15 protein-coding genes are annotated in these 21116 nt (G+C 69.0%); 2 read left to right on the top strand and 13 right to left on the bottom strand.

Annotated features, from left to right (window positions below):
* Positions 1–60 precede the first annotated feature (60 nt).
* The 3 genes from ACMGFG_RS06160 to ACMGFG_RS06150 all read right to left on the bottom strand — a co-directional run bounded on the left by ACMGFG_RS06160 (position 61) and on the right by ACMGFG_RS06150 (position 5572).
* The gene (locus tag ACMGFG_RS06160) at positions 61–2082 is read right to left on the bottom strand and encodes a glycoside hydrolase family 5 protein (protein ID WP_436929466.1); all 2022 of its coding nucleotides are present in this window, start codon (positions 2080–2082) and stop codon (positions 61–63) included.
* A 34-nt stretch (positions 2083–2116) separates the two neighbouring features.
* Positions 2117–4066: a glycoside hydrolase family 5 protein gene (locus tag ACMGFG_RS06155; RefSeq protein ID WP_436929465.1), complete on the bottom strand. Its 1950-nt coding sequence runs from the start codon at positions 4064–4066 to the stop codon at positions 2117–2119.
* Positions 4067–4501: 435 nt separating this feature from the next.
* A complete protein-coding gene (locus ACMGFG_RS06150; RefSeq protein WP_436929464.1) occupies positions 4502–5572 on the bottom strand; it encodes a TrmB family transcriptional regulator in 1071 nt (356 codons plus the stop codon).
* Positions 5573–5797: 225 nt separating this feature from the next.
* Between ACMGFG_RS06150 and ACMGFG_RS06145 the strand changes: the two genes are divergently transcribed.
* Positions 5798–6388: a 50S ribosomal protein L15e gene (locus tag ACMGFG_RS06145; protein WP_135364605.1), complete on the top strand. Its 591-nt coding sequence runs from the start codon at positions 5798–5800 to the stop codon at positions 6386–6388.
* 115 nt (positions 6389–6503) lie between these two features.
* Here ACMGFG_RS06145 and ACMGFG_RS06140 read toward each other — a convergent pair whose 3' ends face one another.
* The 10 genes from ACMGFG_RS06140 to ACMGFG_RS06095 all read right to left on the bottom strand — a co-directional run bounded on the left by ACMGFG_RS06140 (position 6504) and on the right by ACMGFG_RS06095 (position 18158).
* Entirely contained in the window at positions 6504–7490 is a 987-nt protein-coding gene (locus ACMGFG_RS06140) for a phytoene/squalene synthase family protein (RefSeq protein WP_436929463.1), read from the bottom strand.
* A gap of 229 nt (positions 7491–7719) precedes the next feature.
* Positions 7720–7950 (bottom strand): DUF8015 family protein, encoded by a 231-nt coding sequence (locus ACMGFG_RS06135; RefSeq protein ID WP_436929462.1) that lies wholly within the window; start codon positions 7948–7950, stop codon positions 7720–7722.
* A gap of 222 nt (positions 7951–8172) precedes the next feature.
* Positions 8173–10218, bottom strand: a complete 2046-nt coding sequence (locus ACMGFG_RS06130; protein ID WP_436929461.1) for a serine hydrolase domain-containing protein — start codon at positions 10216–10218, stop codon at positions 8173–8175.
* 124 nt (positions 10219–10342) lie between these two features.
* Positions 10343–11659, bottom strand: a complete 1317-nt coding sequence (locus ACMGFG_RS06125; RefSeq protein ID WP_436929460.1) for an RNB domain-containing ribonuclease — start codon at positions 11657–11659, stop codon at positions 10343–10345.
* Between the two features lie 102 nt (positions 11660–11761).
* Positions 11762–12058: a DUF7562 family protein gene (locus ACMGFG_RS06120; protein WP_436929459.1), complete on the bottom strand. Its 297-nt coding sequence runs from the start codon at positions 12056–12058 to the stop codon at positions 11762–11764.
* Positions 12059–12202: 144 nt separating this feature from the next.
* On the bottom strand, positions 12203–12619 hold the full coding sequence (locus ACMGFG_RS06115; protein ID WP_436929458.1) for a DUF2267 domain-containing protein: 417 nt from the start codon (positions 12617–12619) through the stop codon (positions 12203–12205).
* Between the two features lie 62 nt (positions 12620–12681).
* Positions 12682–14061: an MFS transporter gene (locus ACMGFG_RS06110; protein WP_436929538.1), complete on the bottom strand. Its 1380-nt coding sequence runs from the start codon at positions 14059–14061 to the stop codon at positions 12682–12684.
* Between the two features lie 857 nt (positions 14062–14918).
* Complete coding sequence (locus ACMGFG_RS06105; protein ID WP_436929457.1) at positions 14919–15386, bottom strand: hypothetical protein; 468 nt, start codon at positions 15384–15386, stop codon at positions 14919–14921.
* 357 nt (positions 15387–15743) lie between these two features.
* Positions 15744–16997 carry a hypothetical protein gene (locus ACMGFG_RS06100; RefSeq protein WP_436929456.1) on the bottom strand — a complete coding sequence of 418 codons (1254 nt, stop codon included), beginning with the start codon at positions 16995–16997 and terminating at the stop codon, positions 15744–15746.
* A gap of 375 nt (positions 16998–17372) precedes the next feature.
* Positions 17373–18158, bottom strand: a complete 786-nt coding sequence (locus ACMGFG_RS06095) for a glucose 1-dehydrogenase (RefSeq protein WP_436929455.1) — start codon at positions 18156–18158, stop codon at positions 17373–17375.
* Between the two features lie 135 nt (positions 18159–18293).
* Between ACMGFG_RS06095 and ACMGFG_RS06090 the strand changes: the two genes are divergently transcribed.
* The gene (locus ACMGFG_RS06090) at positions 18294–21041 is read left to right on the top strand and encodes a cation-translocating P-type ATPase (protein WP_436929454.1); all 2748 of its coding nucleotides are present in this window, start codon (positions 18294–18296) and stop codon (positions 21039–21041) included.
* The last annotated feature ends 75 nt before the right edge of the window (positions 21042–21116 follow it).

Below are 21116 nucleotides of genomic sequence, written 5' to 3'. Positions count from 1 at the left end.
CCCGGCGGTCGCCCCCCGGCGTCCGGACCGACCCGGCCGCCGACGACCGCCGGCGGCGGGTTACTCCAGGTGGATGCCGCTGATCCTGAGCGTGCTACTGCCGCCCTGCCAGAAGTTGAACCGAACCGACGGCGACGAGCGGTCGATCCCCGCCGACTCCATGTCGACGCGGACCTCGCTCACGCTGGTGCCGATGGAGTCGTCGGTGACGTTCGAGAGCATGGTGCGGACGCCGCCCATGTCGAACAGCACCTCCGACTCCTCGCCGCCATCGGCGCCGCGGATCGTGAACACGAGCGTGTCGTAGTCGCTCACGTCGCGGTTGATCTGCTCCTGGAACCAGCCGCCGTTGTCGTACTCCAGGACGAGCTCGCCGGCGGACTCCTCGCCGCCGCCGTTCTCGAAGGAGCCGGCGCCGCACCACTGCCCCAGGTCGTTGCGGTGGCTCGACCACCCCGGGTCCCCGTCGTAGTTGTCGACCACCAGCGCCTCGCTGGGCGCCTCCGGCGCGTCCGTCGGCGTCGGGGTGTCCGTCGGCGTCGGCGTGCTCGGCTCGTCGGTCGGCGTCGGCGTGCTGGGTTCGTCCGTCGGAGTCGGCGTGCTCGGCTGAGTCGTCGTGGTGGTCGTGGTCGTCGCGGTGTCCTCCTCGTCGGGGTTCGGGAGGTCGTCGTTGCGGTGCTCCTCGAGGTAGTCCTGCCACCACTGGCCGGGGCGGGCCTGGTAGTCCCATATCTCCCAGGTGCCGTCCTGGCTGGAGTCGTGCTGGAAGAAGGCGGGCTCCCAGGTGTGGTCGAAGTTCCAGCAGATCGGGTGGACCGGGTATTCGTCGATGAACTGCTCGAAGTCGTCGGCGTACTCGTCGGCCGTGCCTTCGAGGAAGCTGAAGTTGTCCTTGCCGCCGCCCTCTGCCCAGCCGAACTCGCTGAAGAAGACGGGGACCTCCTCGGCTGGCGTCCCGTAGTAGTCCGAGAGCGGGCGGAGGCTGTCGTGGGTGTAGACGTGACCCGTGTAACAGATGTCCTCGCCCTGGAACTCGTTTTGGGGCGCCCAGTAGGTGTACTGGCTCCACCGGGGCGAGCCGATCGTCAGGAGGTTGTCGGCGTGCTCGCGGACCGTGTCGATCCACGGCTGGGCGCGGTCGACCCACATGTCCCAGTACCGCTTGGACTCCTCGGCCATCACGTCGGTGTCCTGACCGGCGTCCTCGCCGGCGTTCGGGACCCGGGTGGGTGTCCCCCAGTCACCGGCGTAGGGACCGGTCGGCTCGTTGTACACGTCGTAGATGACGTGCGAGCGGTCGCTGTAGCGGGGCGCGACGAAGTTCCAGTAGTCGTGCAGTTCCTGGTCGAGTTCGGCGGCGTACTCCTCGGCGTAGCCGTCGAGCTCGGAGGCCTGCTCCTCGGAGTTCCAGAGGACGCCGCGCTCCCCGCAGAAGCCGATGTCGTTGGGGAACGACTCGTTGCCACACTGGTACTCGCCCAGGTCCTCCTCGTGCTGGGGCTGGTGGAAGATCGGGAAGTGACGGTGATAGTCGATCATCACGTACAGCCCCTGCTCCTCGGCGGCGTCGACGATGGGGTCGACGTAGGTGGTGAAGTACTCCTCCATGTCCGTCTCGTCGAACTGGCCGGGCAGGAGTGGCCCCCAGTCGTCGCCGTGGGCCATCTGGAGGTCGTTCGTCGCGCTGGAGATGTCCTGGGGCTGGGTCGGGAGCCGGATGATCCGGCTGTACCAGCCGCCCTCGTCGGCCTCGTCCGTGCTGGTGGCCTTGTTGAACACCTCCATGGAGTCCTTGCCGCGCCAGCTGCGGGCCAGGCGCGCCGGGTCGGCGATGTTGACCCCGCGGAGGATGACCTCGTTGCCGCTGGGGTCTTTGAGCTTGTTGCCGTCGCGGTGCAGCTGCGGCGTGTCGATCCCGACCGCCGCGACCGAGCCCATCAGGGCGTCGGCGAAGCCGGCGGTGACCGCGGCCGCCCCCGTCGCCTTCAGGACGCTCCGTCGCGAGAAGCTCCCCGTCGAGTCGGAGGTCGATACGTCGTCGTTCGATGCCTGTGCGCTGTCGTGTGTGCCGTTGTCGCTCATTGGTGTGTGGTGGGGTGTGGGTTCGTCTGTCGGGCTATTCGAGTCGGATCTCGGAGAGTTCGAGCGTGCTGGCTCCCCCTTGCCAGAAGTTGAACCGCACCGAGAGGCTGGACGACGAGCGGTCGATCCCCGCCGATTCCATGTCGACGTGGACTTCCCCCGTGCTCGTGCCGATGGCGTCGGCGGTGACGTTCGAGAGCATGGTGCGGACGCCGCCCATGTCGAACAGCACCTCCGACTCCTCGCCGCCGTCCGCGCCGCTGACCTCGAAGACCAGCGTGTCGTAGTCGCTCACGTCGCGGTTGATCTGCTCCTGGAACCAGCCGCCGTTGTCGTACTCTAACACGAGCGCGCCGTCCTCGACTTCGCCGCCGCCGTTCTCGAAGGAGCCGGCGCCACACCACTGCCCCAGGTCGTTGCGGTGGCTCGACCACCCCGGGTCCCCGTCGTAGTCGTCGACCACCAGCGCGTCGGCCGCCGGCGTGTCCGTCGGGGTGTCCGGTTCGTCGGTCGGCGTGTCCGGTTCGTCGGTCGGCGTGTCCGGTTCGTCGGTCGGCGTGTCCGGTTCGTCGGTCGGCGTGTCCGGTTCGTCGGTCGGCGTGTCCGGTTCGTCCGTGGGCGTATCCGGCTCGTCGGTCGGGGTGTTGGGTTCGTCGGTCGGCGGCCGCACCGTCCCCTCGCCGGGGATGCCGTCGTTGCGGTACTGTTCGAGCCAGCTCTTGATGTCGTCGCCCATGCCGCCGCTGCCGGTGGTGAGCGTCCACTCGCAGGGCAGGTCCGAGCAGGCCTCCGGGACCGTGCCGTTGTACGGGTCGCCGACGGAGTCGTTGGCGTTCTCGGCGAAGGGCCGGCTGAACATGACCGGGCGCCAGACCGGGTCGGCGCACCACGCGGTCCAGTGGATGGCGGGGCTCTTCTCCAGGAAGTCGTGGAAGGCGTCGCCGAACTCGTCGGTCCCCCCGATGTACTGGCCGGCGTTCTCCTCCCAGCCGAACTCGGTGACGAACAGCGGCGCCTGTTCGTAGACCCCCTCGACGCCCTCGCCGTTGATCGAAGCGTCCTCCCAGTTCTGCTGTCTGCTGGAGTTGTGCCCCGGGTAGATGTGGAAGGTGTAGGCGATGTCCTCGCCGTCGAACTCCTCGACGAGCGCGCCCTCGGGGCTCTGAGTCCAGGAGGGCGACCCCATCAGGATGAGGTTGTCCGCGTGGCTGCGGATCGTGTCGACCCACGGCTGGGCCATCTCGAGCCAGAGCTGCCAGATGTCGGCGACCCACTGGGTGTCCGTCGGGTCCTCCCACATCCCGGGCTCGGTCGGTTCGTTGTACACCTCGTAGAGGACGTGCGACTCGTCGGCGTACCGCGGCGCGACGACGTCCCAGAACATGTCGACCTCGTCCTGGAGTTCGGCGTTGACCGGGCCGGACTGGCCCTCCGCCCAGCGCACGTCGCGGTGGCGGTGGTAGTCGATGATGCAGTAGACGCCCCGCTCGGCGCAGCGCTGGACGACCTCGTCGAGGTGGTTCGTCAGGTAGCTCTCCAGCTGGCTCTCGTCGAACGCCGGGACCGGCGGGCCGGAACCGGGCTCGTACTCGCCGATGTCGACCGGCTGGACCGGCACGCGGATCATCCGCGGGTACCAGCCGTTGCTCGCGTCGGTGAGGGTGTCGATCACCTGCACGGCGTCCTTCCCGCGGGCCTGCGAGGTGACGTTGATCCGCTTGGGGTCGGCGATGTTGACCCCCCGCAGCGTCACGACGTTGCCGTCGGGGTCCTTGATCAGGTTGCCGTCGCGGTGCAGCCGGGGCGTCGGGATCCCGGCCGACGCCGACCCGACGGCGCCCGCGCCGACGCCGAGCGCGACCGCACCGGCCGCCGCCGTCCCCTTCAGGAACGTGCGGCGGGACGGTCCCCCCTCGTCCGCGCTCGATCCGTTGGAATGCGATGCCTCTCGTCCCCCGTCAGGAGGTTGCTGTTCGTTTGTCATCTCGACCTCCGATACACACCGAGTGGTGTGTGAACCGTACATCGAACGACCGGTATAAAACGTTTTTCTAGCCCGAGATATAATGAATTACTCGAATTCGAAATAACGATTTTCAGTCCTCCTGAGCCCACAATATAGCCGTTAAGAGATTTCCATCTACTATGAAGTTTTTCTGGTAAGTCATAGTATAAAATCTGATAGGTAACGAGGATGGTTAGATCGGCCGACGGAGAGTTCGGCCGCGAAACCCGGGAGTGCCGGACGTTCTTTCCACCCGGCTATCGTTTATACAGCAGTTAATACAAATATTTTACACCCGACTACTATATTACGGGTTGACACTATTCGCGTCGGGTCCCGGTTCAGCAAGGGCGGGCCCCGCGACGGTCGGGTAGGCGAGTCACGCGGTGGGCGGGCGGGCCCGGCGTCGGTCGGTCAGGCGAGCCACTCGATCCCGTCGACGGTGACGCGTTTGACCTCCAGGTCCTCGTCGAGCGCGCCCCAGCCGCCGACCGTACACCGGCCGTCCGGGGTCCAGAGGACGACCGTGGCCCGCCCGGAGAGGTCGGTCAGCGTGGGGCGTTGTCCGGTCCGCGCGGAGGTCGCGGAGTACCGGATGTCGGTGAGGACGCCCGAGACCTCCCGGTCGCGGCCGGAGTCGGGGTCGCGGCCGCTGACGGTCACCGAGACGATAGCGTCGTCCCACCACAGCGGGTAGACGTCCCGGATGAACTCCTCCAGGCAGACGTACACCGGCGGGCCCTCGCGGGACCGCGAGACCGTCTCCCAGTTCGCCCACAGGCAGGTCTGGAAGTACCACCGGAGGATGAAGGGGATGATATCGTCGTTGATGACGACGCCGTACGGGTCGGGCATCCGCGTCGTCGGCGCGAGACACGCCTCCGTCCGGTCGACGAGCGCGCAGAAGGGGCCGGGGAGGGGCCGCTCGCGGATCTCCGACACCACGTCGCTGACCGGGTGGTCCGCGATCCCCACCTCCCCCGACGGCGCGACCGACGCGCGCACCACCACGTCCGCCTCGAAGGCCTCGGTCAGGGCGCTCTCGTAGGCGACCAGCTGCTCGTCGGTCACCGCCAGGTCGACCGTCGAGTCGGCCTCGCGGATCAGCCCCTCCGCGTGGTCGACGACCGTGTCGACCCGCTTGGTCACGTTCATCTTGTTGTCGCCCAGCGGCGACGCCTCCCAGCGGTCCTCGATCTCCTCGGCGACCGACGAGAGCCGCTCGCTCTTGTCGTGGAGGTCCCGGACGAACTCGGCCGGCTCACGCGCACGGGCGTGCAGCGTCTCCCGGTCGAGCGTCTCCACGTACCCCATCTGCTCCAGTTCCGTCAGCACGTCGTAGATGCGCGGCACCGGGACCGAGCAGTTCCGCGCCACGTCCACGGCCGGCGACACACCCATGTCCAGCAGCGTCAGGTACGCGTCGGCCTGGTAGGAGGTCAACCCCGCGTCCTCCAGTCCCCCCAGGATCTCGTCCCGTTCCATCGTGTTTAACCGGATATAATACACCAGTACAATAATATTCGCATGACACCAGTCGCCTCAGTGACAGCCGCGCCGCCGCGAGTTCGGATCCCTTAAGGGCGCGAGCGGGGAACTGGCGGGTAACTCGCTGGGCGGTCGGGCACCAGCGGGCGCCTGCCTGTGCAGGTCGGGATGTGATCGCCGGCGACGGCGGTTGAACCACGCAACGCCCGGCGGTGAACACCCATGGCAAAGAGCTTCTACACCTACATCCGGGACGCCTGGAAGGACCCGGACGACGGCAAGCTGGCGGAGTTGCAGTGGCAGCGCAAACAGGAGTGGCGCGAGGAAGGCGCGCTCGAGCGCATCGAGCGCCCGACCCGCCTCGACCGCGCGCGCTCGCTGGGCTACAAGGCCAAGCAGGGCGTCGTGGTCGTCCGCGCGTCGATCCGCAAGGGCGGCGCCCGCAAGCAGCGCTTCACGGCCGGTCGCCGGTCGAAGCGCCAGGGCGTCACGCGGATCACCCGCCGGAAGAACCTCCAGCGCGTCGCCGAGGAGCGCACCACCCGCGTCTACCCGAACCTCCGCGTGCTCAACTCCTACCCCGTCGGGCAGGACGGCAGCCAGAAGTGGTTCGAGGTGATCCTCGTCGACCCCGAGCACCCCGCGATCGAGAACGACGACGACCTCTCGTGGATCTGTGAGGACCAGCACACCGACCGCGCGCTGCGCGGGCTCACCAGCGCCGGCCGCCGCAACCGCGGCCTGAACAACCGCGGCAAGGGCACCGAGCGCACGCGGCCGAGTCTCTCCAGCAACGAGAACCGCGGCCGGTAGACTCGGCGGTCGCAGCGACGTTTTTTCGAGTCGCTGACCCGACAGCGCCGGCTGTCGGACACCGCGGAGGCGGGACACCGAGAACGGCAGGAAAAACAGCGAGCGACGGGAGATCCTACGCGACGTGGCCCGTGACACCGTCGGTCTCGACGCCGTCGCCCTCGCCGCCGGGTGAGACGGCGCTGACCGCGTAGAAGGTCGCCTCGGGGTCGCGGTGGCGCCGCCAGTGGACCCAGGTCCGGACGAGCAGGTACCCGCGCCGCAGCCGGCCGAGTTCCGGCGTCTCGGTCAGCACGTCGTAGTCGCGGGCGCGGATGAGCCGGTGGTGTTCCGCGTAGAAGACGGCGGCGAGCAGGACGCCGAACTGGCAGTCCTCCGGGAGCAGGCGGATGCCCGCGACCCCCTCGCGGTAGAGCCGCTCGGTCCGCTGGAGTTCGTGGCGCATCGCCGCGACGAACCCGTCGGTGACGTTCGCCTCGGCCAGGTCGGCCTCGTCGACGCCGAACCGCTCCAGCGTCTCCTGAGGAACGTAGACACGGCCGTAGTCGCGGATGTCCTCGCGCACGTCCCGCAGGAAGTTCGTCAGCTGGAACGCCTCGGCCAGCGCCTCCGCGTGGGGCTGAGCCTGCTCGCGGTCCGCGGGCGAGACTTCCATGGCGTCCATCATCATGTTCGCGACGGCGACCGACGACCCGCGCATGTACGCCTCCAGGTCCTCGAAGGCGGGGTAGCGGGCCGTCTCGATGTCCTGGACCATCGCGTCGACGAACACCTCGACCTCGCGGTCGTCGATCCCCTTGCGGTCGGCGAGCGACCGGAACGCGTCGAGGACCGCTCGCTCCTCGTCGTCGAGCGCGGTCCCCGCGTCCGGGTCGATCTCCCCCAGCGCGGCCGCCCGCATGGCTTCGAGCCGCCGCCGCTGGGCCTCGGGGTCTGGGTCGTCCGTCCGGTCCACTACCTCGTCGGCGATCCGGAAGAAGGCGTAGAGGACGTACGTCGCCTCCCGCACCCGCTCGGGCAGGAGCTTCGTGGCGACGTAGAACGTCCGCCCCGTCCGCCTGTGGATCCCCTTGCTCGTGTCGACTTGGTCGCTCGCTGGCATTGTTTGGTGGGTGGTCGCCGGTCGTGGAGCGCCCGCGACGCCGCGGGGACCGCTGGGGCCACACCGCCGGCCGACCGTTAGTACCTATATGTTCGAGAGAGATTAAATAAGCAACCACCCAAACTGGTTGGGGGTCGGCTTCACGTCCGGCGAACCGCCCGTGGCCGTCCCGGCGGCAGCCACGCGGCGGCCGGTCGAACACCGTGCGAGCGCGGGTCCCCCGCGGCGGTCAGCGGTCGCCGTCGGGCGGGTTGACGAACAGCCCGTCCGCGACGGCGAGCGCGCCGACCACGGACGCCCCCGCCACGAACACCCGGGTGGGAAGCGGCGACACGGTCGACCCCACGAGCGCCAGCAGGAACGCCGCGGGTATCACCAGTAGCAGGAGGTCGTACCGGGAGAGCCGGCGGCCTGCTGTGCGGTGCTCCCCTGTGCGTCGAGTCCTGTCGCTGGTGGCCATCGGTTCGTCACCTCTCAGTTACACGTACGTACGGATCCCACTAAACTGTTATGCCAGATCATGTCTCCGAACACATTTCGAACAGTCTCTGAACCGCCGTGAAATATTTCCGTATTATTTTCGTAGCTATCGACGACCCGGCGACGGCTGTTGCTATCCGGTACGCGTCGCTAGGCAGTTTTCAGAGGATCTGAGAATTCGGGCCTTCGATCCGGGGCGCTCTCACAGCGGCGGGACCAGCAGGTTCCAGTACCACAGCAGCCAGCAGGCGACCGCGAGCGACGCGGCGACCAGCGCGTAGTGGACCCGGGCGAGCGGTCCCCAGTAGCCGTCGGTCCACGAGCGGACGGCGAACGCGACGGCCGCCGCGGTCCCCGCCAGCCCCAGTATCGGCAGGGCGAACAGCGCCGCGAACGTCGGCGGCGGCGCCGACAGGACGGCGTACAGCGCGACGACGAGGTGGACGACCACCGCGACCGGGAAGGCGAGTATCGCGACGGCGGCCCCGGCGGCGACCGCGCGCGCCAGCGTCGCGGGCCGGTCGCGCCACCGCCGCGGGTCGGCGGCCACGTCGGCGTCGTCCCCGGACCGGAACCACCGGACGGCGGTGGCTGCCGGCCACCCGAACACCGCCGAGAACAGGCCGAGCAGCGACAGGACGGTCAGCGCGGCGTGCAGGGAGAGTCGGTCGGTCCCCTCGACGCGGCCGTACGCCGTCGTCGGATTCGCCCCGCGGTGGAGGTACTCGATGTCGTCGCCACCGCCGGTGTCGAACGCCAGCCGTTCGCGCCCGTCGACCCGTTCGAAGACGAGGGGTTCGACCTCGACCCACCGGTTCGTCGCGCTCCCGGCGGTCGTGACCAGCGCGCCGTCGTCGGCGACGCTCACCTCGACGGTGTCGGCCTGGAGCGTCGTCGTGACCCGGTCGTGCCAGGTCCACGACCGCCGCAGCGACCGGTAGGTGCCGCCGAGGTCGTCGGCCCGCGTCGGTTGGCCGTCCGGGGAGCGCGACGCTCCCTCGGCCGAGTCCGAGCCGGTGCCGGGGTCCGAGTCGGACTCCGGGTCGGGCAACAGCTCCGAGCGGAACCCCTCCAGCACCTCCCCTGCGGCCGCACCGCCGTCGGCGCCGTTGTACGCGACGAAGAGTCCGAGACCGCGCTCGGGGGCCAGCAGGAGGTCGCTGTAGAACGTCGGCGTCCCGCCGTTGTGCCGGAGCGTCCGGGTCCCGCCGTAGTCGCTCTCGACGAACCCGAAGGCCATCCCCGGCAGCCGCTCGTGGGCGGTCGCCCACTGGCGCTGGCAGGCCGCGACGGTCTCCGGAGCCAGTACCTGCTCGCCGTCGACGACACCCTCGTCGAGGTGGAGTTGCATGAACCGGGCCATGTCGTCGGCGGTCGTCGACAGCGCGCCCGCCGGCGCGAGGCCGACGTAGGGAAATTCCCCGTCGGCGTAGGCGGCGCCGGGCCCGTACCCCGTCGCGTGGCGGTCGGCCAGCGAGTCGGGGAGCGGCTGGCGGAAGCTACTCGACTCCATCCCCGCGGGGTCGAGCAACTCCGTATCGACGGCCTCGTGGAACGGCTCGTCGGCGGCCGCCGCGAGGACACCGCCGGCGACGGCGTACCCGTAGTTCGAGTACGCGGGCGCCTCGCCGGGCGGCCGGACGCGGGCGTGGCGCCACCGCCGGAGCGCCCCGGGGAGCGGCCGCAGGTCGTCCGGATCCGTGATCCACAGCCCCTCGTTGGACATCTCGTACCCCGCGCGGTGGGTCACGAGGTCGGCCAGCGTGACCGAGCCGACCGCGTCGTCGAGACTCGGATCGAGATACGTCGAGACAGGCTCGTCGGGGTCGATCTCGCCTCGCTGGATCCGGGCCATCAGCGCCGTCGCGACGACGGGTTTCGACACCGAGCCGACGCGGAACGGGGTGGTCGCGTCGACGGGCCGCTCCTCGCCCCGGTCGGCGACGCCGTAGCCCTTCGCGAGCGCCACCTCGCCGTCGGCGACGACGGCGACCGTCGCGCCCGTGGCCGTCCGGCCCTCCAGGCTCGACTCGACGAGGTCGTCGACCAGCGATTCGATGTCGGTGTCCCCGCCGGCGTCCTGCAGCGCGGCCCGACGCTGGGCGTCCGACGGGGACGGATCAGTCGGATCGGCGTCGGAGGGCGAGGCATCGAGCGGGGCGCCTTCGGCGGACGCGACCGCGGCAGATCCCGTCGCGACGGCCGCGGCCCCGGCGAGGAATCCCCGGCGGGTGGGCGACTCCGTCATCGCGACGACCGTTCACCCGGTCGGGAGAAATAGGTTTGGCGCAGGAAATTTCTATCCGCGATCCGAGAGGTCGGGGGCCGGGCGGTCCGGGCCGGCGGGCCGACGCCGGCACCCACTGGCGACGCTACTCCTCGTCGTCGACGACCTCGACCCCGCGGTTGTTGACGGCGCTGGGGTCGAGGCCGACCTCCTCGAGGAACTGCTTGTACTCGCGTTCGCACTGTTCGGCGTCTTTCTGCTGGTCGGAGGCGTGCTTGCACAGCGCCTGGAGGTCCTCGGGCACGTCGTTGGTGTGGACGATCCAGTGGTTGATGAGGTCAGAGAGTCGGCGGATGGGCGAGGTGAAGTGGCCGTAGATCTCGAAGTTCAGCGCGTGGTGGCCGCCGAAGGGGTCGCTCATGTACTTCGCCCGGGGCATGACGAACATCACCGCCCGCTGGATCTTCGAGAGCTGGCGACCCGGAGCCTCTTCGAGCGTCGCGTTGACGGCCTTGCGCGGGTCGTCCCAGGCGCTCCCGGGGATCGAGACGCCGTCGAGGTCCTGGATCTCCTGGAGCGCCTCGTCCCACTCCTCGGGGGAGGGCTGGGGGTGGACGCGGTACATCGCCTCGACGCCGCGGTCCCACATGAGTTCGTGCGTGACGGCCTTGTTGGCCTTGAGCATGCACTCCTCGATGATGGTGTGGGCGCGGTCGCGGGCCGGGTTCAGGACGAGCGAGCCGTCCTCCTTGCGCTGCTCGTGCATCCGGTCGGCCAGTTCCCAGACGAGTTCGGTCTTCTCGGCCAGGTCCACGCCGGTGTCCTCCAGCAGGTCGTCGGCGCTGTCGGGCTCGTCGAGGATGTCCTCGCACTCGGAGTAGGTCAGGCGGGCGTCGGACTCGATGACGGATTTGTAGATGTCGATCTCCTCGTAGGAGAGGTCATCGGGGTCGAGGTGCATCTCGACGGTGTGGGCCAGCCGGTCCTCGTTGGGGACCAGCGAACAGACCGTCTCGGCGAGGATCGGCGGCAGCATGTGGATAGTGTAGTCGGGGAGATAGACGGTGTTGCCCCGCTCGACGGCCTCCTCCCACATCGCGGTGCCGGGGTTGACGTAGTGGGTCACGTCGGCGATGTGGACCCAGAGGACGTACTCGTCGTCGCGCTTCTCGACGGAGATGGCGTCGTCGAAGTCCTGGGCGTCGATGGGGTCGGTCGTCCAGGTCGTCATGTCGCGCAGGTCCCGGCGCTCGTCGATCTCGTCGGCGATCTCCTCCTGGACGCCCTCCGTGCGCGCCTCGGCCTCCTCGATCACTTCCGAGGGGAACTCGTCGCGGATCTCGAACTTCTCGAACAGCTCCTCGCGCTTGTTGGCCAGGTGGCGGGCCATCTCCTCGTCGATCTCGACGGGGCCCTGGCCCTCGACCGTGCCGGCATGGGCCTGAGCGTCCTCGGTAGTCATGTAGCGGGCTATGACCAGGGTACAGATAGGCTTTCTGTGGTGACCCCGTCGCGGACGGTGGAGCCAGCGAGGCTGCGTCGGCGGAGCCGACCGCCGACCGCGTCACCGCTCCTCGACGGAGTCGGCCCGCTCGGCGAGTTCGAGGTACGTAGCGAGGAAGGTCTCGCGGTCGCGGTCGTCGGCTTCCGCCTCCACGTCTTCGAGCAGGCCCTCGAGGTTCCCGCGGGGCTGGTGACACCGCTCGCGGTCGCACGGCTTGCAGAGGTACTCGAACTCCTTGCCCTCGCGGTCCCAGCGGTCGCCGAACTTGTCGTACTCCCGGGCCGACGACCGGGCGACCGAGTCGCCGCAGGCGATGCAGGTCACCTCGTCGCGACCCCGTTGGCCGGAGCGCCACATGAGTCGCGCTTGGAGCGACGCCCACTTAGCAGTTGGCGGTGATCACTGAGGCCGCGTTAAGTCGGGTGACCGCGCAGTGGCCCCGGCCCCGCGGACGGTCACCCGCGAACAGGCACTCGCGACGACCGCAGGACTGCGACCGGGTTACTCGGCCGCCGCGCCGTCGACCAGTTCGAACAGGTCCGCCCACCCCTCGTCGGCGGGTAGCTGGTCGCGGAGCTGGTCAAGCTGTCCCTCGGGGACCGCCTCGGCGACGACCGCGACGACTGTCCGTGCGTGGTGGGCCACGTCGGCGCGGTCGTCCGGCGCCGTCTGCCCCTCCCGATCGGCGACGCGGTCGAGAAACTCGTCCCAGTCGAAGTGCTGGCCGTGCTCGGCGACCGCGCCGGTGAGGTAGAAGTCGACCTCCATCGGGAGCGGGCCGGCGAGGTCGGTGGCCTCGCCTTCCTGGATCCGCTCGCCGAGCGTCGTCAGCGTCGCGCGGGTCGCGCGGACGGCCTCCCCCGTCCCGGGCAGTTCGAGGCGGTGCTGGACCGCTCCGGTGAACTCGTCGAAGTTCATGATACCAGCTATACCGGGCGGGCCCAAAAGCGACGGACCGGCAACTGCGGGGTCCGCGGTCGCTACGTCCCGTCCGACTCCGACTCGACCCTGACGCCGAAGGCTTCAGGGTCGGCGTCGGCGACCGCCGGGAGCCGCCGGAGTCGCGGGCGAGCGGCGAGATACAGCGCCGTGAAGCCGAAGCCGAACGCCGCGAGCCCGACCGTCGTCGCCGCCCCCAGCAGTTCGGCGACGAGCCCGCCGGCCAGCGATCCGAGTGGGAGCGTCGCGCCGGAGGCGGTGCCCTTGGTCGTCGAGACGCGGCCGAGCAGGTCCGCCGGGAAAACCGTCTGGTTCAGCGTCGCCGTGAGCACGCCGCTGGCGCCCGCGGGCACCCACGCGAGTCCGAACAGGGTGACCGTGAGTGCGGGCGACGGCGCGGCCACCGCACCGAGCCAGCAGGCGGCGCCCGCGGCGTTGCCGACGAGCAGCAACCGGCCGTAGGCGACCCCCTCCAGGTACGGCGCGACCAGCGAGCCGACCAGCCGGCCGACCCCGAGCGCCCCGAGCAGCGCCCCGTAGACGGCGGGGCCGCCGAGCGCGTCGCCGTAGGCCGGCAGGACCGCGAGCGTCACGCCCGTCGCGAGGTTCGCGACCGCGGTCGTCGCCACCAGTTCGACGAAGACGGTCCCGCGCAACGCGTCGATCCCGTCGCGCAGGTCCGCGACGTACGCGCCGAGTATCGACTCCTCGTCCGTATCGGACTCCGCCCGTCCGTCGGACTGGTCGGCACCGGAGTCCGCGCCTGTGTCACCGCCGGACCGCGAGACTGCGACTCCGGCGAACAGCAGCGCGGCGAGTGCGAACGTCCCCGCGTCGAACAGGAACAGCGCCGTCGCGCCGAAGACGGCGATAAAGGCGCCGCCGAGCGCGTCGAACACCATGTCCAGCCCGAGCGTGACGGTAGCCAGCGCGGAGTTGGCCTGCGACAGCTGCTCGTCGGGGACGATCCGCGGGACGACCGTCGCCTGCATCGGCGCCATCAGCAGCGTCGCGAGCGTCAGGAGGGGGACGACCGCGAAGATGACGCCGACGCTCAGATTCCCGGTCGCCGCCGCGAGCGGCAGCGCGAGGACGACCACGCCCTGGAGCAGTTGCGACCCGACGAGGACCGGTCGAAGGGGAAGACGGTCGACGACCGGGCCGGCGAGAATCTGCAGGAGCCACGGGAGCAACAGGACGGCGTTGGCGATCCCCGTGAGGACGGTCGAGCCGCTGAGTTCGAAGACGAGCCACAGGACCGCGACCGTGTAGAGGCTGTCGCCGGCGTTGGTGACGAACTGCCCCGCGAAGAAGCGACGGAAGTCGCGGTTGCGCCACAGCGGCCGCTCCGCAGTCGTCTCGGCGGCCGATTCGGCCTCACCGGTCCCGGTCGGCGAGTCGGCGGCCGCCGTCGCGTCCATCCCCTCGGGCGGCTCCGCGGAGTCGGGCGGTTCGACCGCGTCGGCGCTCATCGGGGACCACCTCCCGCGAGCGAACGCGGCGGTTCGAGCGGCCGCGGCGGCCGCGAGCGATGCGACTGTCGGCGAGACGGAGCGTGCGTGGACGAGCCACGGGCGGTGGCCGTGGGCTCGGCGGATGTCGGCATGTGCGTGTGTGTTCGACGGAGAGACTGCGGCTACGGAACGTAGCGAAGCGAACCCGAGTGCTGCAGCTATCGGGCCGCTCGCGCCGCGGGCGGCGAGCGCGGGTCGAACACCGGACGGCCGACGATCCGGCGGGTCATAGAACGCCTCGTTTCGAGCATGAACGACCTATTTTATAAGCCTGGTGGGGCCCCTCACCTATATTTACTGATAATTTAGTCGCGTCGCTCGCGGTGCCTCCGTCGTGCCGCAGAGAGACGCTGTCGCGCGTCGCGGCCAGTAGAGCATCGCCCCCGAAATTGGTAAGCGACCCGGGCCAGCTGCCGGATCCCGATCCGGCCCCGAAAAATGGAGCCGCTACGTTGGGTGATCGGGATATCTTCGAATCTTGGTGACAGTGACGAGTAGAAACCCGGCGAGGATGAAACCGAATGCTACGACACTAGCGGGAAAGGTGATCTCAGGAGGCAGACTGCCGACACTCTCTATTCCGATACCGATTACGAGGCCCAGTAAAATTAAACTGAGTCCAAGACGCACTCGCCGGATTTCAGCATCTAGTAGCACAATCCCACATATAAATACCAAAATCACCAGAAAGAGGACTAAACTGTAGTCTACCATTGTTCGTTACGCACGATCAGATCACAGTTTGTCATAACAATTAATATACATTAATTCCAATCTGATGGGATCATGATGTAGTCACCTTCCTCTATTTCACCTCCGGACTCTTGGGCTTGCATAAGATCGGCATTCTGGTTACCGTGTATTTCTTTAAATTCATCGTATATCAAACATGATCCTCCGCCAATAGCACAGGATGCCACAACGACGGTCACGTCACCTGGTATTGGATCTGCGAGGCTGGCAGCCGTATAAATTGTACAAGCCTCCCCTATGTCTTCACAGAGACTATCCCCTCCAGCGTAGTCTGTTTCTATCATATCAACAGAGATTCCGATCCTGAAATCGCAGCCGACGTTAGGGGCGCAGGTCGTCTTCTCGTCATCCTCATCTTTTGCGCCTGCTACCCCTACGAGTGATCCAATACCGATCATCCCAATACCAGTTGCACCAACCGTTTGTAACACTGTTCTCCTGTTCATATCCGCGTCGGTGGATGACTCGTTGCGAGTCACACCAGAAAAAAAAAAGATAGATACAGTTAAATCTATTGGACACTACATTCACAAATCATTAAATAGAAACACATATTCCAATTTCAGTCACCAGAGCCAGATGTGACTTGAACAAGAATCTCGCTTATCTCTATTATCGAAGCTAGAAACATAATAGGCATCCCATACGTCGGAAGTCCTATAAAATTGTCTTCGATTCCACCACTAAAATATTTTGACAATTAGACACTATATTGATTGGCGATATGAGAGTAAGCGTTGTTGTGAGTGGGAGGCGTCGCTGTCGCTAGCACGCTGAGGCAGAGCTCTCCGTAGAATCACGCCTCGGCGCCGAGAGGTTCCGGGGGCGACGCGCACTCACCCGCTCGTCGTCGCCACGTCGTGGCGGAGCGCCCAGCGGTCCTCGCAGGGGTCGAGCCGGTGGGGTTCGCTGCCGCGCTCGGTGACGATCCCGGCGTGGTACAGCATCGCCTTCAGCTGGAAGACGGTCGGCGAGTGGTAGGCGTCGCCGTCGGTCAGCATCTCGCCGCGGAGGTCGCCGTCCCCGGTCAGCGCGCGGGAACGGACGCCCTCGTCGCCGCGGAGGAACAGTTCGACGGTGAAAGTGGGATGGAGTTCGTGCAGATACTCGACGAACTGCCGGAGCGTGGGGTCGCGCTCACCGTCGTCGTGCAGCGACTGGAGTTCGGTGACGAGCAGTTCGGTCGCCGGGTAGGCGTAGACGACGCGGCGGGCGAGCTGGCCCCACCGCGGCGCGACCTCGCAGAAGCGGCCGCGCGAGCCCTTCCAGCCCTCGAAGGCGTCGAGCGCGGCGTCGACACTGCCCGCCTCCGCGAGCGCGAAGCGGACGACCTCCTTACCCAGCGCGGTCAGCGCCGTCCGGTCGGGCTCGACGGCGACGAGGTTCAGGAACGCCGCACCGTCGCGGGCGGCGTCGGTCGCGCCGACGACCCGCTCGGCGAGCACGGCCTCCGTGTCGCGGTCGTGGGCCACGGCGAGGGGGTAGGCGAGGTAGTTCTTCGGGTGGTTGAGCCCGAAGCTCTTGTCGGCGACGCCCTGCGCGCTGGCCTGGAACCGAATGGTCGTCGCCGCGTCGGCGGTGCGGTTGCCGACGACGCGCGGTCGTTCGACCGCGTGAACGTCGCCGTCTGTCTCGACAGCGAGGACGCCGACGTTGCACTCCCGCGCGAGCGAGCGGTCGGTCTGTGAGATCGCCGCGGCCGGCGCCGCGAGGAAGGCGACGTTGGCCTCGCCCAGGCGGTCGCGGGCCTGGACGATGCCGCGCTCGGTGTCGACGCCGCCGCCCGCGTAGCCCTTCGCCTCGACGGCGATCAGCGGCGGCTCGCCGCCCAGTCGGTCGACCGCGAGCAACTCGTCGTCGAGCGGTCGCACGCCGACGAGGTCGGGGTACCCCGAGCCGACGCGGACGTGGTTGAACGGCGCCAGCGCCTCGCGGACCGCCTCGTCGACGGTCGTCCGGTCGACCCACCGCTCCTGCGCGAACTGCGTGTCGACGACCGCGTAGGCCTGGGCACCGTCCTCGGGGAACAGGCGCCGCTTGGCCCGGGCGAGCACGCGCGGTTCCGTCAGGTCGTCGGCCGCCGTCGCCATGGTACCCCGACCGGCGAGCTCGCACATAAAGAGTGGTGTCGGGGCTGGCCGCTCGCTCCGAGTCCGACCGTCGCCGATCCGCGACGCTCGGGTCACCCCGCTCACGGCCGGACGTCGCCACGATCGGCGATCGGATGGGGCCGGTATCCGTGCTCGACGATAACTGCCGTAAACCACATGCCGCGATACAAAATACGACCGGGATACTGGGAGACGACGGGCGTCGCGTGGGCAGCGCTGCCCGGTATCGGCAGGCTCGGTCGTTTTCGCGCCGTTCGCTCGCGCGAAACCGAGTCAGTCGCGACTGACCGAGCGCAGCGGACGCTCGGAGGGCCTCCCGGATCGCGAGTTCACCGTCCTCGGGGCCGGAACCGTTCAGACAGTCTGACCGCCGTCGACGACCATGGGATGGCCGAGGACGAACGAGGCCGCGTCCGAGCACAGCCAGACGACGGCGTTGGCGATCTCCTCGGGTTCACCCATCCGTCCGATCGGCTCCTGGTCGACCACCGCCTGGCGGCCGCCCTCCCTGTTGTCGGTGACCCGGTCCATCATCGACGTGTCGACGATGCCGGGACAGACGGCGTTGATGCGGAGGTCCGTGTCGGCGTATTCGAGCGCCGCCGACCTCGTGAGGCCGACGATGCCGTGTTTCGCTGCGGTGTAGGCGACTTCGGGGAAGCCCTTCACCCCGGCGCCCGAGGAGACGTTGACGATCGCTCCGCCCGCGTCGAGGACGTGCGGGATCTGGTACTTCATCGAGAGGAAGACGCCGCGCAGGTCGGTATCGACGATGCGATCCCACTCCTCGACCGCCAGGTCCGCCGCCTTCACCGAATCCTGCTCGACGCCGGCGTTGTTGCAGGCGTAGTCGAGTCGGCCGAACTCCTCAACCGTCGCCTCGATCGCCGCCTCCACGTCTTCGGCCTCGCGCAGGTCGCACGTGACGGCGAGGGCGTCGCTCCCCAGTGCTTCGATCCGCTCGGCCGTCTCCTCGTTGCCGTCCCCGTCGATGTCGGTGACGGCGACGGCGGCCCCCTGCTGGGCGAACGCCAGCGCCGTCGCGCGGCCGATGCCGCCCGCCGCCCCGGAGACGAACGCTACCTGGCCCTCGAAATCGAAGTACTCGCTCTGTGGCGTCGGAAACTCGCGGTCGGTCATCGGGCGGGCGTCCGCTGTGCGGACAGTTAAGCGTCCGGACTCACGGGATACGACCATCAGGACCGCGATACTGACGGTCGCGCGAACGCCGACTCGACCAAACACCGATAGGCTCGGGACGAGAAGGCACTGTCAGTGACAGATACCCCACACAGCCGGGGGTCCGACGAAGTGCTCGCGGGCGCGGAGGTCGACGAATCGGGGCTGTCGTCGGCCGAAGCGGCCGAGCGCCGTGCGGAGCACGGGCCGAACGAGATCGCCCGGGGCGCGGGCCGCTCGCCGGTCGACATCTTCCTCGCGCAGTTCGACAGCTGGCTCATCTGGGTGTTGCTCGCGGCGGCCGCTCTCTCGGTGTGGGCCGGCCACGCCGTCGACGCGGTGCTCATCGCGGTCATCGTCGTCGCCAACGGCGTCTTCGGGTTCGCACAGGACTACCGCGCCGAGCGGAGCCTCGAATCGCTCCGCGAGCTGACGGCGCCCACCGCCGTCGTCCGCCGCGACGGCGAGACGGTGGAGATCGAGGCGACCGAACTGGTTCCGGGAGACGTGGTCGAACTCTCCGACGGCGACGTGGTGCCGGCGGACGGGCGAGTGGTCGACGCGACGGGGCTGGAGGTCGACGAGGCGGCGCTGACCGGCGAGAGCCTCCCCGTCTCGAAGTCGGTCGAACCGGTCGAGCCGGACGCGCCGCTCGCGGAGCGGTCGTCGATGGTGTACAAGAGCACGGCGGTCACGCGGGGGAAGGCCGCCTTCGTCGTGACCGCGACCGGCGAGGGGACGGAGGTCGGGAGCATCGCGCGCCAGCTCGCCGACACGGAGGAGACTGAGACGCCGCTGCAGGCCGAACTCGACGACCTCGGGCGGACGCTGGGCCTCGGCGTCGTCGGGCTGGCCGCGCTGGTCGTGCCCCTGCTCTGGACCCGCGGGGTCGAGCCGCTGCAGACCGCGCTCACGGCGGTATCGCTCGCGGTCGCCGCCGTCCCGGAAGGGTTGCCAGCGGTCGTGACGCTGACGCTCGCGCTGGGCGTTCGGCGGATGGCCGACGAGAACGCGCTCGTGCGGCGGCTGCCCGCCGTCGAGGCGCTGGGCGCCGTCGACGTGGTCTGTACCGACAAGACCGGCACGCTCACCGAGGGCCGGATGACCGTCAGCCGGCTGTGGGTCGCCGACAGCGTCGTCGACTTCGACGAGGTGGCTGCCGACGGCGCCGTCGGGACGGGCCGGACGGACGGCGGATCGGAAGGCGACGGCCGCGGGGAGGAGGGGGACCGACCCGCGGCGAACGGCGGGGCGACGGTCGAGAGCGGGGCGGCGGCCGCCGACCGGGTCGACCTGCTCCTGCGGGCGGGCGCGCTCTGCAACGATGCGACGGCCGAGGAGGGCGACCCGACCGAACGGGCACTCGTCGCGGCCGCCGAAGACCGCGGGTTCGACGTGGCCGCGCTTCGCGAAGCACAGCCGCGGACCGACGAGATTCCCTTCTCCTCGGAGCGCAAGTGGATGGGGACGGTCCACGGCGACCGCGCGTACGTCAAGGGCGCGCCCGAGGTCGTCGCCGGGAAGTGCTCGCGGGTGCTGACCGACGACGGGCCGGTCAAGCTGGACGAGGCGGGCGCCGAGCGGGTCCGCGAGCGGACCCGCGCGTTCGCTGACGACGCGCTGCGGGTGCTCGCGGTCGCCTACACCGAAGGCGGGCGCGGCTTCGACGCGGACGGCGCCGGCGGCACGGACGGCGCCGACGACCTGGACGACCTGGTGTTCGTCGGCCTCGTCGGGATGATCGACCCGCCGCGCGCGGAGGTGGCCGACGCCATCGAGCGGACGCGCCGGGCGGGCATCGACGTGAAGATGATCACCGGCGACAACGTGCGGACGGCGGCGGCCATCGGCGCGGACCTCGGACTGGACGGTGACGTGGTCGAGGGCCGGGAGATCGAGGCGCTGAGTGACGACGAACTCCGCGAGCGCGTCGGTGACGTGGACGTGTTCGCCCGGGCCGCCCCCGAGCACAAGGTGCGGGTGTTGCGCGCGCTGCAGACCAACGACCGGACGGTGGCGATGACGGGCGACGGGGTCAACGACGCGCCGGCGCTGAAAAACGCCGACGTGGGCGTCGCGATGGGCGTCCGCGGGACGGACGTGGCCAAGCAGGCCAGCGACGTGGTGCTGCTCGACGACAACTACGCGACCATCGCGCGGGCGGTCGAGCGCGGCCGCGCCATCTTCGACAACATCTGGAAGTTCGTCGCCTACCTCCTCAGCGCCAACGTCGCCGAGGTGGCCATCGTCTTCCTCGCCTCGCTGTGGGGGTATCTCGTCCTCCCGGCGGTCCAGCTGCTGTGGATCAACCTGCTGACCGACGGGCTGCCGGCGCTGGCGCTGGGGGCCGACCCCGAGAGCGGCGACGTGATGGAGCGACCGCCGCGCGAGCCAGACCGGGGCATCGTCGACCGGCCCATGCTCGGCGTCATCGGCGGGACGGGAGCGGTGACGACCGTCGTCATGCTGGGGTTGATCGCCCTCCTGCTCGACGGCGCGAGCGAGGTCGACGCCTACGTCCGGACGATGGTGTTCACGGCGTTCGTCGTCCTGGAGTTCGGGAAGCTGTTCGTCGTCCGCTGGCTGCGCGAGACGCCGACGCTGTCGAACCGCTGGCTGTTCGCGGCGGTCGCGGGCTCGCTGGCCCTGCAGCTGGCCGTGCTGTACACCCCGCTGCGGCGGTACTTCGATACCGTCGCGCTCGCTCCCGGCGACTGGGGGATCATCGCCGGCGTCGTCGCCGTCACCGTCCCCGCGTACCTGCTCGTGGCCGTCGGCGTCCGCCGGCTCCGAGGGACGGACGCGGCTACGGGAGCGGATCCGCACCCGGGGACAGGGGACTGACCGAACGCGACCGGAGCCGGTATCGAACGGGCGAGACCGCCGGTCCCCGTCCGGGTCGGCGGTGCGGCCGCGGGC

It is taken from the genome of Halosimplex halobium (assembly GCF_051414055.1).
In the GTDB taxonomy this organism is placed as follows: Archaea; Halobacteriota; Halobacteria; order Halobacteriales; family Haloarculaceae; genus Halosimplex; species Halosimplex halobium.
Note: the sequence above shows the minus strand (reverse complement) of the source record. Positions and strands in the feature narration are given on the sequence as shown.